Annotated in this window: 14 protein-coding genes and 1 tRNA gene; 6 read left to right on the forward strand and 9 right to left on the reverse strand. The window is 65.9% G+C overall.

What is annotated here, in order from left to right:
- Positions 1–45: 45 nt before the first annotated feature.
- The 3 genes from treZ to glgX are packed head-to-tail and all read right to left on the reverse strand — an operon-like array spanning position 46 to position 6,505.
- On the reverse strand, positions 46–1,851 hold the full coding sequence (gene treZ, locus CAM01S_RS01835; protein WP_066515378.1) for a malto-oligosyltrehalose trehalohydrolase: 1,806 nt from the start codon (positions 1,849–1,851) through the stop codon (positions 46–48).
- Positions 1,848–4,256 carry a malto-oligosyltrehalose synthase gene (gene treY / locus CAM01S_RS01840; RefSeq protein WP_083527718.1) on the reverse strand — a complete coding sequence of 803 codons (2,409 nt, stop codon included), beginning with the start codon at positions 4,254–4,256 and terminating at the stop codon, positions 1,848–1,850. Before treY ends, treZ begins: the two co-directional genes overlap by 4 nt.
- Positions 4,257–4,276: 20 nt before the next feature.
- On the reverse strand, positions 4,277–6,505 hold the full coding sequence (gene glgX / locus CAM01S_RS01845) for a glycogen debranching protein GlgX (protein ID WP_066515380.1): 2,229 nt from the start codon (positions 6,503–6,505) through the stop codon (positions 4,277–4,279).
- 290 nt (positions 6,506–6,795) lie between these two features.
- Here glgX and CAM01S_RS01850 point away from each other — a divergent pair, with 290 nt between their 5' ends.
- Both CAM01S_RS01850 and CAM01S_RS01855 read left to right on the forward strand, forming a co-directional pair.
- Positions 6,796–7,119, forward strand: a complete 324-nt coding sequence (locus CAM01S_RS01850; RefSeq protein ID WP_066515388.1) for a spore germination protein GerW family protein — start codon at positions 6,796–6,798, stop codon at positions 7,117–7,119.
- A 15-nt stretch (positions 7,120–7,134) separates the two neighbouring features.
- Complete coding sequence (locus tag CAM01S_RS01855) at positions 7,135–7,809, forward strand: nucleoside/nucleotide kinase family protein (RefSeq protein ID WP_245631502.1); 675 nt, start codon at positions 7,135–7,137, stop codon at positions 7,807–7,809.
- On the opposite strand, the gene CAM01S_RS01860 is transcribed toward CAM01S_RS01855, so the two are convergent.
- The 5 genes from CAM01S_RS01860 to CAM01S_RS01880 form a co-directional block, all read right to left on the reverse strand.
- Entirely contained in the window at positions 7,810–8,190 is a 381-nt protein-coding gene (locus tag CAM01S_RS01860; RefSeq protein WP_066515391.1) for a metallopeptidase family protein, read from the reverse strand. It abuts the gene before it with no gap.
- 124 nt (positions 8,191–8,314) lie between these two features.
- A tRNA-His gene (locus CAM01S_RS01865) sits at positions 8,315–8,390 on the reverse strand.
- A gap of 196 nt (positions 8,391–8,586) precedes the next feature.
- Positions 8,587–9,342: an oligoribonuclease gene (gene orn, locus CAM01S_RS01870; protein WP_083527637.1), complete on the reverse strand. Its 756-nt coding sequence runs from the start codon at positions 9,340–9,342 to the stop codon at positions 8,587–8,589.
- 128 nt (positions 9,343–9,470) lie between these two features.
- The gene (locus CAM01S_RS01875) at positions 9,471–10,709 is read right to left on the reverse strand and encodes an MFS transporter (protein ID WP_066516715.1); all 1,239 of its coding nucleotides are present in this window, start codon (positions 10,707–10,709) and stop codon (positions 9,471–9,473) included.
- Positions 10,703–11,137: a MarR family winged helix-turn-helix transcriptional regulator gene (locus CAM01S_RS01880; protein WP_066515394.1), complete on the reverse strand. Its 435-nt coding sequence runs from the start codon at positions 11,135–11,137 to the stop codon at positions 10,703–10,705. The genes CAM01S_RS01875 and CAM01S_RS01880 overlap by 7 nt, the downstream gene beginning before the upstream one ends.
- Positions 11,138–11,396: 259 nt before the next feature.
- On the opposite strand from CAM01S_RS01880, the gene CAM01S_RS01885 reads away from it, so the two are divergent.
- Together CAM01S_RS01885 and CAM01S_RS01890 are read left to right on the forward strand one after the other, a co-directional pair.
- Positions 11,397–11,687 carry a hypothetical protein gene (locus CAM01S_RS01885; protein ID WP_066515407.1) on the forward strand — a complete coding sequence of 97 codons (291 nt, stop codon included), beginning with the start codon at positions 11,397–11,399 and terminating at the stop codon, positions 11,685–11,687.
- A gap of 164 nt (positions 11,688–11,851) precedes the next feature.
- Positions 11,852–12,058: a YbbN family protein gene (locus tag CAM01S_RS01890; RefSeq protein WP_245631503.1), complete on the forward strand. Its 207-nt coding sequence runs from the start codon at positions 11,852–11,854 to the stop codon at positions 12,056–12,058.
- Positions 12,059–12,343: 285 nt separating this feature from the next.
- On the opposite strand, the gene CAM01S_RS14775 is transcribed toward CAM01S_RS01890, so the two are convergent.
- The gene (locus CAM01S_RS14775) at positions 12,344–12,703 is read right to left on the reverse strand and encodes a hypothetical protein (RefSeq protein ID WP_169795801.1); all 360 of its coding nucleotides are present in this window, start codon (positions 12,701–12,703) and stop codon (positions 12,344–12,346) included.
- Between the two features lie 162 nt (positions 12,704–12,865).
- Between CAM01S_RS14775 and CAM01S_RS01900 the strand changes: the two genes are divergently transcribed.
- Positions 12,866–13,777, forward strand: a complete 912-nt coding sequence (locus CAM01S_RS01900; RefSeq protein WP_169795802.1) for an LCP family protein — start codon at positions 12,866–12,868, stop codon at positions 13,775–13,777.
- Positions 13,778–13,962: 185 nt separating this feature from the next.
- A complete protein-coding gene (locus CAM01S_RS01910; RefSeq protein ID WP_169795803.1) occupies positions 13,963–15,021 on the forward strand; it encodes a glycosyltransferase family 2 protein in 1,059 nt (352 codons plus the stop codon).
- The last annotated feature ends 192 nt before the right edge of the window (positions 15,022–15,213 follow it).

The raw sequence follows: 15,213 nt of genomic DNA on the forward strand, positions 1-15,213 counted from the left end.
AGGAGGCTCTGGTTGCGCCCGCCCCAGGGGCGCAAGCCTGCCGCCCTACTTGAGCACGACGACTCCAGTCCCGGTGATCGTGATCGAGCCGCTCGATAACCGACTCGTGTCGACTGCTCCGAACGCGAACACGACGCTCGTTGGGTCAGGTGTGTCTCCTGGTTCGCTGAGAACCGGGATGGAGACGGTGCCATCACCGAAATGGGCCGCGACGAGGGTGGCTGCCGGCGGCGCTCCCGAGACATGGCCCTCGAGCAGGCCTCGTCGGAGGGTGAGCCACCGAGCGTCCTCGTCGTAGTCCACTGCATTCGACGTATACCGCCAGTCGGTGAGCGACGGATCGCCATGGCGGAGCGCAATGAGCGCGCGGTAGGCGGCGAGGATACGCGAACCCCGCTCTGCGTCCAGCTCATCCCAGTCGAGCTTCGACCGTTCGAACGTCGCTGGATCCTGCGGATCCGGCACGATCGATGGATCCCAGCCCATGCGCTCGAACTCCGCGATCCGCCCCTTCGCGGTCGCCTCGCCGAGATCGGACTCGGGATGCGACGTGAAGAACTGCCACGGCGTTGAGGCCGCGAACTCCTCGCCCATGAACAGCATCGGTGTGAAGGGGCCGAGCAGCAGTATCGCGGCACCGGTCACGAGCGCGGCGTCGTCGAGGCGACCACTCAGGCGGTCGCCGACAGCGCGATTGCCGACCTGGTCGTGGTTTTGGAGGCACGCCACGAGCGCCGTGGTCGGAGATGACGACCGGTCAATTGGTATCCCGTGCCGCCGGTTCCGGAACGAAGACCAGGTTCCGTCGTGAAAGAACCCGCGCTCCAGCGTCTTCGCGAGCGCGCCCAGCGGCGCGAAATCGGCGTAATAGCCGGTCGTCTCGCCGGTGAGCGCGACGTGGAGGGCGTGATGGAAATCGTCCGACCACTGCCCCGTCAGGCCGAATCCGTGGGCTTCTTTCGGGAGGAACATGGTGGGGTCATTGAGGTCCGACTCAGCGATGAGCGACAACGGCTTCCCGACGTGCGCGGCCCACGATTGGGTCTCGCTCGCCATGTCCGCGAGGATATGGGGACGTGTTGTGTCGCGGATCGCGTGGACGGCGTCGAGGCGGAGCCCGTCGACGTGGTACTCCGAGAACCACATCCGAACGTTGTCCAACACGAACCGTCGCACTTCCGGATGCTCGACGTTGACCGAATCGCCCCATGTGTTCGCCAGCCCATGGACGAGGTATGGCCCGAACAATGGCAGGTAATTGCCGCTGGGACCGAGATGGTTGTACACGACGTCCTGGATGACTCCGAGCCCGAGGGAGTGCGCTCGGTCGACGAATCGCCGATATGCGTCCGGGCCCCCGTACTGCCCGTGGATCGCGAACCAGTCGACTCCGTCGTAGCCCCAGTTCCAGGACCCGTTGAAGTCGTTCACCGGCAGGAGCTCGATCAGGTCAATGCCGAGTTCCCTCAGGTACTCGAGACGATCGGCCGCAGCATCGAGCGTGCCTTCCGGCGTGAAGGTGCCCAGATGCAGTTCGTAGATCACGGCGCCGCGTGCGGATCGTCCACGCCAGCGCTCGTCCGTCCAGGGGAACGATGCGCTCTCGACGACCTCTGAAGTACCGTGCACGCCATCCGGCTGGTAACGGGACCGTGGATCGGGAACGATCAGGTCGTCGTCTCCAAGCCGGAATCCGTATCGCGCGCCACGTGCTGGTTGTATCGCGTCGGTTGACCACCAGTCGTTGGCATCCCGGCGCATCGGGTACTCGACGTCGTCGACAACCAGTCGTACGCGCTCGGGCTTCGGCGCCCACACCGCATAGCGTGCAGGGCTGGTTCGCGCGGTCATCGGGTCATCTCCTCGTGCGACGGCGACGTCGGTTTCTCGGCCTCGCTCGACGCTCCGGGCGTCGCGTCGTCGTACCGCAGTACCGCGACCGGATAGTGCTCGAGCAACGCACCAACCCGGAGCGGTGCGTCTCCTGCGAAGTGTCGTCCGGTGATGACATCGGTGCAGCCGGAGTTGACGGTGTGCAGTGTTGTGTCACCCCACCCGCCGAGCGCCCCAAGCCCGATCGGCAGGCGCGTGGCGACGACGAGCACCCCTCCGCGATCGGCCGCGATGACGTGGTCGGCAGCGACACCGGACGCTGCCACTGGCCGATACCGGGTGAACCGCTGCGGCTCGTCCCTGCGAAGGCGAAGCGTGCGAGAGACGGCGAGAAGCTTGGCCGCACCGGTCTCATCAACGTTCGGCAGGATGCCCTCTGCAAGCCCCGTCAGCATCTGGCGACGTGCCGCGAAATCGACAGGTCGGCGATTGTCCGGGTCGACGAGCGAGCGGTCCCACAGCTCGGTGCCCTGGTAGACGTCAGGAACGCCAGGACCGGTGATCTGCAGGATTTTCTGGCTCAATCCGTTCGACCAGCCTGCTTCTCGGATCGCGTCATCGATGCGTCCGAGCACCTCGGCGACTGCCGGGTCGTCGAAGGCGGCATCGACGAGCGCATGCATCTGTGCCTCGAACGCCTCGTCCGGATTCGTCCAACTCGTGCTGGTTCCAGCTTCTCGGGCCGCTTTCTCCGCGTAGGCGTGGAGTCGCTCGCGGCTCGCGGGCCAGCTACCGACGATGGCCTGCCAGAGCAGATTCGCGAATACCCCGTCGGAGAGCGGCACAAGTGTCTGGAGACGGTGCACCGCCTCCGCCCACTGGTCGCCGATCTCCGCCAGTGCGGTGATTCGAGCCCGCGTGTCCTCGCTCCGCTTTGTGTCATGCGTCGTGAGCGTCGTCATCGCGTTCGGCCAGGCGGCCAGGCGCTCTTGGTTCGCGCGATGGAACGCATCGACGCCGATCGCGAACTGGGAAGGATCTCCGCCGACCTCGTTCAGCGACGTGAGGCGTGAGTACTGGTAGAACGCGCAGTCCTCGACCCCCTTTGCCATGATCATCCCGGAGGTCTGCTGCAGGCGGATTGCCGCCGGCGACGCCGGGTCGGCAAGGATCGGTGCGATCGCATCGATGACAGCGTTGAGGTCTGGTCGACGTTCGGCAGCGCCCTCGAGGGCGTCAACGAGCGACGCGATCCCTTCCGGCAGATAGGTCCGATAGACAGCGAACCCCGATGCGACTTCAGCGATTGCGTCGACCAAATCTGCGTGCGGCGTGCCCGCGAGGGATGGTTCGATGAGGCGCGCCAGCCGCTCGACTTCCGATCCGAGGATTCCGTCAGCAACCCGACGTCGGGTCGCGATCGTCAGCGCCTCCCAATCGAAATCGACTTCGGGAGAGACCTCGGGTGCGTGGGAGGCCCGGAGCGCGTTGTCGAGGTTCCCGAGCGGCCCGGCGCCCGCCGGGTCGACGAGCACCCGCTCAAACGTGCCCAGCGCGTCGTATCCCGTCGTGCCGTCCGTCTGCCACGCGGCCGACAGCTGTTCGCCCGGTTCGAGGATCTTCTCGACCAGGGTGTAGGCGCCTCCGCTGACGTGAGCGAGATCGGCGAGGTACCCGACCGGGTCGAAGAGGCCGTCCGGATGATCGATGCGCAACCCGTCGACGAGGCCCTCCTCGAACCAGCGCTTGATCAGCCCGTGAGAGGCCTCGAAGATGTCGGAGGCCTCCACGCGAATCGCGGCAAGCGTGTTGACGGCGAAGAACCGGCGGTAGTTCAACTCTCGGTCCGCTCGCGTCCAGTGGACGAATTCGTAATGCTGGCGAGCGTGCACCGTCGCGACGTCGTCGCCGTCGCGGACAGTGCCCGGGGCGGTGGGGTAGGCGGTGGACCCCACCATGAGCCGATCGCCGTCGAGGGTGACGGCGTCGAGGAGTCGGTCGTCGAGCACCGGGATACGGATGCGACCGGCGCCCGCCTGCCAGTCCACGTCGAATGCGCCGGCGGCACTTCCGGACTCGCCGTCGGTCAAGAGGTCCCACCACCACGCGTTCACTTTGGGCGTCGCGACTCCCACGTGATTCGGCACGATGTCGACCAGGACACCGAGGCCGGCTCCGTGTGCCGCATCTGCCAGCGCCCGCAGGCCAGCGTTGCCGCCTCGTGACTCGTCGACGCGGCGATGATCGACGACGTCGTATCCGTGCATCGAACCTGGCTCAGCTTCGAGGATCGGCGAAAGGTAGACCCAGTCAGCGCCGAGGTCCCGGAGGTAGTCGACGACGTCTGCCGCGGCGCCGAGATCGAACTCCGGGGTGATCTGCAGGCGGTACGTCGACCGGGGAACCGGATGGGGCCCCGACATGCGGAGTGCAGTGTCAGCGCTCACGAGTTCGATCCGCCAGCGACACCGGTGCCTGCGGCGCGGACGGAGGCCGTGTCGCCCTGCGCGCTGGACTCGCCACTTGTGGACGCCGTGCTGCTTGGCGTCGAGGCCGCAAGGTCCTCATGCGTTGCGGCACGAAGAACGAGCATCGACCGGCCGGGAACGTCGAGTTCCGCTCCCGCTGCATAGATGTCGCCCCGCTCCGTCGGGTCCGCTGTGTCGATTCGGATCGTCCAGCCCGGCGCGTATTCGTCCGGCGGCAAGGTGAAGCGGACCACGTCGTCATGGGCGTTGAAGTACATAAGGAAGTTGTCGTCGGTGACGCGCTCACCGCGCGCGTCGCGGCCCCTGATGCCGCCTCCGTTGAGGAACATGCCGACGCTCTTCCCGAAACCGGAGTCCCATTCCTCGGGCTGCATCGCTTCGCCCTGAGGCGTGAGCCACACGACGTCCGGAATGGGCTCATCGCGACCGCGGCGGACAGGGCGACCGTTGAAGTAGCGGTTCCGTCGGAACGTCGGGTGGTGCCGCCGGAGGCGCACGACGCTTGCGGTGAACTCGATGAGATCTTCTTCCGCGCTGTCCCAGTCGATCCAGCTCAACTCGGAGTCTTGCGCGTAGACGTTGTTGTTTCCCTGCTGGGTGCGTCCAAGTTCGTCACCGTGCAAGAGCATCGGTACACCCTGGCTCAGCATCAGGGTCGCGATGAAGTTGCGACGGCGCTGCTTACGGAGCGCAATGATTGCCGGGTCATCCGTCGGGCCCTCGGCGCCGGAGTTCCACGAGCGGTTGTGGCTCTCGCCGTCGTTGTTGTCCTCGCCGTTCGCATCATTGTGTTTCTCGTTGTACGCGACCAGGTCGTAGAGCGTGAAGCCGTCGTGCGCCGTGATGAAGTTGATGCTCGCTACTGGGCGGCGACCGTCGTGTTCGTAGAGGTCGGCTGAACCCGAGATTCGTGAGGCGAATTCGCCGAGCGTCGATGGCTCGCCGCGCCAGAAGTCGCGAACCGTGTCGCGGTATCGGCCGTTCCATTCCGTCCATTGCGGCGGGAAGTTCCCAACTTGGTAACCGCCGGGGCCGACATCCCAGGGCTCGGCAATGAGCTTCACCTGCGACACGATCGGATCCTGCTGGACGAGCTCGAAGAAGGTGGCCAGGCGGTCGACTTCGTAGAACTCACGGGCGAGTGTCGCAGCAAGATCGAATCGGAACCCGTCGACGTGCATCTCGGTCACCCAGTAACGCAGCGAATCCATGATCAGCTGCAATGCGTGCGGATGACGGACGTTCAAGGAGTTGCCGGTGCCCGTGTAGTCCATGTAGTACCGAGGATCGTCGTCGACGAGTCGGTAGTAGGCGGCATTGTCGATGCCCTTGAACGAGAGCGTCGGACCGAGGTGATTGCCCTCAGCGGTATGGTTGTACACCACGTCGAGCACGACCTCGATTCCTGCGGCGTGCAGGCTCCGAACCATTGCCTTGAACTCCTGGACCTGCTGCCCCTCGTCCCCGGACGATGAGTAGCGGGAGTGCGGCGCGAAGAATCCGAGCGTGTTGTAGCCCCAGTAGTTCGACAGCCCGCGCTCCGACAGCGTCGAGTCGTTGACGAACTGGTGAACCGGCATGAGTTCGAGCGTGGTGATGCCGAGGCGCTTCAGATGATCGATGATCGCCGGATGCGCGACTGCCGCGTACGTGCCCCGCTGCTCCTCCGGGATGTCCGGGTGCGTCTCCGTGAGGCCTTTGACGTGGGCTTCGTAGATGACGGTCTGGTTGTAGGGATACTTCGGCGCACGGTCGCCTTGCCAGTCGAAGAACGGGTTGATGACAACCGCTTTCATCATGTGCTCGGCCGAGTCGTCCTCGTTCAGCGACTCCGGACCTCCGAAGTTGTATGAGAACAGCGACTGGTCCCAATCGATCTCGCCGCTCGTTGCTTTCGCGTACGGATCGAGAAGAAGCTTGCTCGGATTCGCGCGTTGCCCTTTCTCGGGGTCGTACGGTCCGTGAACACGGAACCCGTATCGCTGACCGGGGCCGACGTTCGGGAGATACGCGTGCCACACATAAGCGTCGACCTCCACGAGGTCGACGCACGTTTCGGCGCCCGCGTCGTCGAAGAGGCAGAGCTGGACGCGCTCGGCCGACTCGCTGAACAGCGCGAAGTTCGTACCGCTCCCGTCGTAGGTCGCGCCGAGTGGATAGGGCTGTCCGGGCCACGTCTGCACGTGTTCCTCCTGATGAGATGTCCAAGGTCGCGCTGCGAGAGCGAGCGTCTCGGGCGAGGGTGCGGCCAACCTATCGGCGCAGCCTGACATTGTCCGTTGGCTGTCCAGACGAGCGCGGGAGCGATCCCGTGGGAGGTCGCGCCCGCATGGTGGTCGTTCGTCCCGCCCCCACGGGTCTGCGCCCCGCGACGCGGTTGGCGACATCGACAGGGTCCCCCAGACCTACGGAGCGTCCACACCTGCTCGGAACCGTCCACGCCCGCGCACACCTCGGCGTGTAGCCTCCGACTATGGCCAACATCGTCACGCAGATTGCAGACAAGGTGCGCCCGATCGGCATCACGACGAACTACGGGGATCCCGTCGACGTGCAGGGCACGACACTCATTCCGGTATCGCTCGCGTGGTTCGGATTCGGCGGCGGCAGCGATTCTGACGAGAACGGGGGTGGGGGCGGCGGTGGCGTGTCGATCCCGGTCGGTGCGTACGTCAAACGGGACGGACAAGATCTCGTCTTCGAACCGAACCTCATCGCCCTGGTCGCCGTCTCCGTGCCGATGGTCTGGACTGCCGGAACCGTCCTTCGGAAGCTTATCCGCGCGCTGAAGAAGTAGTCGGTCGCAGGCTCCGTGAGCGACCCGACCCGAGCCTCCGGACCGTACAGGATCATCGCCGCCCGGGGCGCCGCGGCTGTCGCGGCCACGTCCGCATCGGGCCGAGCCGTCGGTGCTTCCGACATGGTCGGTGCACTCGGGGGTATCGACGAACGGCAGTCGTCGGGGGCTTCGGTCGACGCTCTTCGCGCGTGGATGTGGACAGGCGCGCCGGTCGTACGCCTGCTGATCGACGGCCGGGCGGGGACCGGTAAGACCACACTCGCGGCGGCGCTGAAAGATCCCGGCACAGCGGTCGTGCACATGGACGACATCTACCCGGGCTGGGACGGACTCGAGGTTGCTGCCGAGGCCGTATTCCGGACCCTCATCGCGCCGCACGCCGCCGGTCAGGTCGGTCGCTGGCAACGGTGGGACTGGCAGGCAGAAGCGCCTGCCGAGTGGCACGAGATCGATCCGGAAACGTCGGTCATCGTCGAGGGTTGTGGTGCACTTTCCCGGTCGGCAGCCCCACTCGCCACACATCGGATCTGGATGGAAGCGCCGAGCGCGGAGCGCCACCGACGGGCGATCGGTCGCGATGGCGAACTCTTCGCGGCGCACTGGGATCGCTGGGCCGCGCAGGAAGCAACGTTCATTGCCGCAAACGGACCGACTGAACTCGCCGACCTGGTCCTGCGCTCGTTGTGATCAGCCCCAGCCCAGCTCGTGCAGTCGTACGTCGTCGATTCCGTGAAAGTGTCCGATCTCGTGTGCGAGGGTCGTACGGATCTCACTTCGGAGTTCGTCCATCGTGGAGCAAGCCGCGGCGTGGGCGCGGCGATAGACGATGATCTGGTCCGGCAATTCCCCAAAGCCATACTGACCGCGTTCGGTGGCGGCGACGCCGACGTACTCGCCGAACACGTCGAGCGCCGCGTCAGCGTCGATCGAATCCGCACTGTCCACCGAGTCAGGGGCGTCCGCCACCAGGAACGCGACGTTTTCGAGCCGGGCGATGACGTCCGCCGGAAGGTGGTCGAGCTCTTCGCCGACCAGCTCCTCGAACGCGTCCAGGGAGATCTCGATCACGGCATGTCTTCGAATGGCCGGAACATCGAGCCGCGAGGGCGCTCGACCGCGACCCCGACACTGGAGCCGTGAATGGGGTGAGTAACGGGGCTCGAACCCGCGACCTCGACACTGAAGCCGTGAATGGGGTGAGTAACGGGGCTCGAACCCGCGACCTCCTGGACCACAACCAAGCGCTCTACCAACTGAGCTATACCCACCATGCGCCACGCTGTGGCAACGGAACGAGTGTAGTACATGCCCGGCAGGCTTCCGTCCTGCTCGCCCGGCTCGCATCGCTCGTCCCCGTCGGACGCGGGCGGTGATCAGGTGCGGCGGCCTGACGTGTCGTCCGGTCGGGGTGCACTCCGACTCAGATCGTCGCCGCGCGTCCGCGCGTCCGCGCGTCCTAGCGTCCTAGCGCTCCGCCGTTTGCTCCGCCTGCGCGGGCTGCGTCGTTCGCGCTTCGCGCGACGTCTGCTCGGTCTTCGATGCGGTGACGTCCTGCTCGGGCGCACCGGCAGAAGCGGCCGTTGATTCCGAGGACCGGGATTCCAGGCGCGGTCGCCAGTTCTGCTCGACGCGCTCCGCAATGCGCTTCAGTTCGTCCGACGCAGGCCCTGGTATCGCCACGAATCCAGCGCGCCGGTAGTAGTCGAGTTCGCGAATGGACTCGAGGATGTCGGCAAGTGCGCGGTGGCCGCCGTTCTTCTGAGGCGCGTTGAAGTAAATCCGTGGGAACCAGTGCCGGCACAGTTCCTTGATGCTCGAGACGTCGACGCTTCGGTAGTGCAGATGCTTGTCGATGCGCGGCATGTACTTGGCGAGGAACGCCCGGTCGGTGCCGATCGTATTGCCGGCGAGCGGTGCGGCGCCCTCGTCCGGAACGTGCTTGAGGATGTACTCGAGCACCTGATACTCCGCCTCGGCGAGCGACACCCCGTGAGGGATCTCATTGATGAGCCCTGAGTCGGTGTGCATGGAGCGGACGAAGTCGTTCATGTTCTCGAGCGCGGAACGGTCCGGGTTGATCACGATGTCGAACCCCGGGTGCACGGGCACCAGGTCGAAGTCGGTGACGACGACGGCGACCTCGACGAGTTCATCCACGTCGAGGTCGAGGCCCGTCATTTCGCAGTCGATCCAGACGAGTCGGTCGTTCGCGGTGGACATGCCCCGATCCTATGCCGCGAGGCGCGCGGCGGAGGTCCCTCAGGCGCCGTCCTTGACCGAGCGGGCGATATACGCGGCGCGCCGTCAAGACACGCGCGGTATATCGCCCGCTCGACGTCGCGCCCCGGTCAGGCGGCCTCGCCGGCCCCGATCGCCGCGGCCTCCTCGAGCGCGTCCTCGGGCACGGCGTCCACGCGGCGGAGCGCACGCGCGGCCACGACGGTCACCAGGAACGCAACGACGACAGAGCTCCCCGCGAACACGTATGCCGCGCTTGGGGCGATCGCCGACGCGAGCAGAGAAGCAACCGGAGGCGCCACCGCACCGCCGATGAATCGAACCGCGGAATAGGCGCTCGACGCAACGGCTCGTGGCAGGTCGGTGGCCTCCATCACGCTTTCTGTCAGCACAGTGTTCAGCACACCGAGCACCAATCCGCCGATGATGACGCAGAGCACCAGCCCGAGCTGCGAGCCCACAAACACCGCGGCGGCGAAGAGATCGGCCGCGAGGATCGGCAGCGCGATGCGCAGCACCGTCGTCCTGGGGAGTCGTCGGGTCAGTATCGGAGCGATCCACACCGACGTGATTGCCAAGCCGACGCCCCAGCCGAAGAACGTGAAGCCGATTCCGAGTGCCGAGAAGCGAAGTGGGTATGGCGTGTACGCAAGGAGGACGAAGAACCCGATGTTGTAGAACAGTGCGGTGACAGCGAGCGCGGCGAGTGCGGGATGGCCGAGCGCTCGGAACGGAGCCGACAGTTTCGTGGGTTGCGGCTTCTCGACTCCACTCGAGCGGAGGAACACGAGAATCGCGACAAACGCAATGGCCATCAATGTGGTGACGCCGAAAAACGGGCCGCGCCAACTGATTGATCCGAGCAGACCGCCGACCAGAGGCCCGATCGCGATGCCGAGGCCGAGCGCTGCTTCGTACAGGATGATGGCGGACGCCGTTCCTCCGCTCGCAGCTCCGACGATCGTTGCGAGCGCCGTCGAGATGAACAGCGCATTCCCGAGGCCCCACCCGGCGCGGAAATCAATGATGTTCCACACGCTTCCCGTCGTGGCGGCGAGCACCGAGAAGACCACAATCAAGCCGAGGCCGATCATCAGCGTTCGCTTTGCGCCGATGCGGCTGGACACCCAACTCGTGAAGAACATCGCGACGCCGGTCACCGCGAGATAACTGGTGAAGAGCAGTTCCGTCTGCGTCGGGGAGGCATGCAGGGACGCTGCAATCGCGGGAAGAATCGGGTCAACCAGCCCGATTCCCATGAACGCGACGACGCATGCGAACGCGATCGCCCAGACCGCAGATGGCTGCTTGAGAAGGCTGCTTCCGGAGGTCGTGTGCTGACTCACGATGATTGTTCCGTTCCGAGCCGCGCACCGAGAATGTGCGAGGCTGCTTCGAGAGTGTTCCATTCTGATTCGTCGAGTTCCGCGAACATCGGCACGACGGTTGCGGCAAGGCTCGCCCGGAGCGCCACGAGTCGCTGTCGACCGTGCTCGGTGATCGTGATCCGCTGACTCCGTGAGTCGCTCGCATCGGTCGATCGGGCGACGAGTCCGTCTTCGACCATGCCCGCGATAAGTCGCGTCATCGTGGGCTGAGCCACGCGCGAGGCGAGAGCGAGTTCGCCGACCCGGAGCGCGCCGTCGGATTCGAGGATCGAAAGGGTCCGCCATGCCGCACTCGTCGTCGCGTTGCCGCCGGCTTGGACCGCGACTCGAATGAGCCGGTTTGCGGCGACGAGCAGTCGCTCGATTGCAGCTCCGTGCTTCGACTCCATAGCTCAACTATATAGCATTGCTATGGAAACTGTGCGGCAAAGCCGGCTGTCCACTCCCGTGAATCGAATACCGCGCGCTCGTCGAGTCGGAGGTGCGGTGCGCGACCGTCGATCACCGCGCCTCCGGAACGGACGCCCGAGCGCGTTTCGGAGGAACGCCTCGGATCCGTCGATCACCGCGCCTCCGCCTGATGGTTCCGCCCATGCGCATGGATGAAGGTCCCGTTCTCGCCCGGCCGCGGGCTGGTAGAACGGGACGATGAGTGACATCACCCTCTCCCACGGCGACGACTACATCGCCCTCTACCACGGTGGCCCGTTTGACGGGACCACGGAGACCCGCACCGCGACCGCGGCAGGCTGGGACACGGAAGTCACTGCCTACGCTGGGGTCGAGGGGCTCGAGACCGGATTTCGGTATGTCGCGACCGGAGCGAAGCAGGTGCTCGACCAGGTGCACGTCGACTACACGTTGGACGCGAAGGATTCCGACCCAGTCGACGATCTGCAGGATCGCGGCGACAGAAGCGGGGAGTTCGATCGCGAGTAGTTCGTCTGAATCGGAGCGTGCCTTCTCGTGGGCGCTCGGGGAATGACTTCGCGCGTTCGGCCGTTCACGTTGGCGTGCGCGTAACGCTTTACACGTCCTCGTTCTGCGGATCGTGCGCTGCCGCGCGGCGCGTGCTACCTCAGGCTGCATCGCTCGTGCCACAGATGACGTCGATCGAGGTCGACGTTGCCGCGCAGCCCCACCTCGCTGAAGACGCGATGATCGCGCAAACGCCGACGACGGTCGTGCAGCGCGAGGACGGCGAGGAGGTGTTCCGTGCTGCGGGTGCGCCGAGGCTGCCGCAGCTGCTGGCGGCCCTGGCGCTGGCCGTGCCCGGACGTTCCGCGCCTCCCGCGAGCGACCCGCCGTGAGCGGGCGATATGCACGGTGTGGTTCGAAGCCATCCCGTGCATATCGCCCGCTCGTCGGTGCGGACAGGAATTTCTTCGCGGGCATCGAGTGGCACGGGGAGGGCGCCCAGGCACTGAGCGGGCGAGATATACAGGGTGCCTCCGCGCCACTCCGTGAATACCGCCCGCTCGGCAGAGGAGCCGAGGAGAGCGCGCGCGGAGTCCGCGGGTGCAGACCTGGGTGAAACGCGACGCGCAGGTCGGGGCGCTGCCGCTCGGACGCGATGTCGCAACCGTTCGCGCCCCCTACCGTCCCTCGTAACGAGGAGTGAGGGCGGCATGGAGAGCGGTGGCGCGGTCGAGCGCGGTGCGATCGATCCCGGAGAAGGCGAGTCCGGCCCAGGCGCGGAGCACCCCCGCGGTTCGCAGGCAAACAACGCGGCGAAGCCCGAGCAGGACGACGCGCCCGAGCAGGACGACGCGCCCGAGCAGGACGACGCGCCCAAGCAGGACGACGCGGCGGAGCCCGAGCCTGCCGTCCGATCGGACAGCGACCTCGATCACCTGTTCCCGCGCAATGCGATCCAGCCAGCGCAGCCCCGAGCGCGCCGACGCCGTCAACGACGCGATCCCTCGACCGAACTTCGTCCGTCGTCCACCGGTCACACCGCGCGCCGGAGCGCCCCGTCCCAGCATCAGGGAACGGCAGAGGCTCGAGCCACTAACCGCTCGGAAGTCCCCGGATCCAATCGACCGAGATCTCGCAGACGGATTCTGAAACCGCTGATCTTCGTAACGGGCGTGTTCGTCGGTCTTCCCATGATTGCCGTGGCATTGCTCGCCATACTGCTGCCGTCCGTTCTCGCTCCGGTGTCGACATTTCGAGCGGACCCATTCCCGACGGGAGGCCCGACATACGCGGCCGCCGACGGTGCGATGAACATTCTCCTCATTGGGTCGGACACGCGATCGGCAACGCTCGGTGAGATCGCGAGCGGCGCACCGACGAATGAGCGGTCGGACACGCTGATGCTCGTTCACATCAGCGCGGATCGAAGTCGCGTCGCCGTGGTGTCGCTCATGCGCGACCTCTTCGTCGCGATTCCGGGACACGGCACCACCAAACTGAACGCCGCGTTTTCATACGGTGGAGTTCCCCTGACGATCGCGACCGTCGAGCAGCTCCTCCACGTGAACATCGACCACGTCGCGGTCATGGATTTCGACGGCTTCGCCTCGATGTCGGAGGCTGTGGGGGGCGTCCCGGTGACCGCACCGTTCGCCTTTGATTCGCGAAACATGCCGGGTTACCACTTCACCGCGGGGCGGAACGTGGTCTCGGGGCAACGGGCGCTCGCGTTCGTCCGTGAACGGTATGCCTTCGCCGATGCCGACTTCCAGCGGGTGCGAGACCAGCAGTCCTTTATCCAGGGAATGCTCGAGGTCGTTCTTCACGGCAACCGGAGCATCGGTCAACTGACGAACCTCGCGCAGACGACCAGAGAGTTCGTCACCGTCGATCGCGGCCTCTCGACGTTCGCGATGGCTCGACTGGCATGGAGCCTCCGGCACATCGACCCGGCGACGAACACCTACATGACTGCGCCGACGCTGGGTACCGGGACGGAGGACGGGCAGTCGGTCGTGTTCCCCGACACGGTGCGGATGCTCGAGCTCGGCCAGGCCATCGCGGCTGACAACTCGATCAGTGCATCGCTCGGCGGGGATCGTGCTCCGTGAGGAACGTGGCGCGGTCGGGCTCGAGCTGGAGTGGAGCGAAGCGCGCCGAGCGCGCTGCACCAACCGTGCTGCGCGGAGAGGTGTGCTGTGCGGAGACGTGTGCTGCGCGAAGCGCCTGCTCTGCGCGAGGATGCCGCCTCGTGACCGCGTCCATCCGAACACCCCGCACGAGAGGAATGCTCAGTTTGATCGGATCTGAACCGCTGACAGTGATCGCCTGCGTATTCAATGCTGCAGAGCTTGCCCCGCGGCTCCTCGCGCAACTGGATGCGGCGCGCGACGTGGTCGACGCGGTCGTTGTCGTCGACGATGGATCCACGGATGGGACGGGAGCGCTGCTGGCGTCATGGGCAGCAGACCGTCCGCATGTCCGTCTGTTGTCGCGTCCCGTTAACGGCGGGGTGGCGGCGGCGCGAAATTGGGCGCTGTCGACCGTGCCCGAGGGATTCGTGTGGTTTGTCGACCACGATGACCTCCTTCATCCGGGACCGCTCCGCCGGATCGACCCCATCGAGTCGGAGGTCGACGTGCTGTGGTTCCAAGCGGACTATCGGTCTGCCCCCGACGCTCAGGCCCGTCGCTGCGACGGTCTCGACGGGGGCCGAGTGGCGGATGCCCCAAACGCGGCAGGCCTCCTTCTCCGCGGCGATGTCGATGGGTTTTTGTGGAGCAAGGTCATCCGTCGCTCGGCCATCCCGCCGGACGTGTTCCCGCCGCTCTCATCCCAGAGCGACGTGGTGGGCGTTGCCCGTATCGTCGCGCAGTCGCGGCGTATCTCGTTCGTGCCCGAACTCCTGTACACATGGCTGCACCGGACAGGATCGATATCGCGTCGCCCTGGCCGTCAGCTCGACAACCTGCTGGCCGCGCACGACGCCGTCTTGTGCGCGCTTCCGTCTGCCGCGGTGTCGCTCCAGGCCCGGAACGAATTCGCAGCGTGGTTTCTCTGCCGTGCCTGCGTCGTCCTCCCGCTCAGATTCGCCGGCGACCCCGCGTTCGACGCGGCTGCGACTCGGCTCTTGCGCGCGGTGCTGTCGACCGCTGTGCTGGGCGTGCTCGTCCGCCGTTCGCCGTCGATCGGGGCGGCAGCCGTTGCTATCACGCTTGCTCCGGCTCCGTCGCGCTGGGCGATCGCCCGTGTCGATGCGCTTCGACGCGCGCTCCGGCGCCCGCGCGACCACCCTCGCTTCCCGCTGCGTTCGAAGAACGCCTCGCCTCGCCGGCGCGATTCTCTCGGGAGGTGAGAAGTGCTTCTCATTCATCATCCGCGGGACTATATTGCGGGTGAATAGCGCAGACGTTATGCCACCAAAATACAAATATTTGAAGGTGATGATCGTGCACGTCGCCGGAAGGTGACGCCATGCATAATCGCGTCGACAGGGGGCGGGGAACAGTGTCGCAGCAGGATCACAACGAAGAGTCGGCCGATCGTG

It is taken from the genome of Curtobacterium ammoniigenes NBRC 101786 (genome assembly GCF_001571045.1).
Classification (GTDB): domain Bacteria; phylum Actinomycetota; class Actinomycetes; order Actinomycetales; family Microbacteriaceae; genus Curtobacterium; species Curtobacterium ammoniigenes.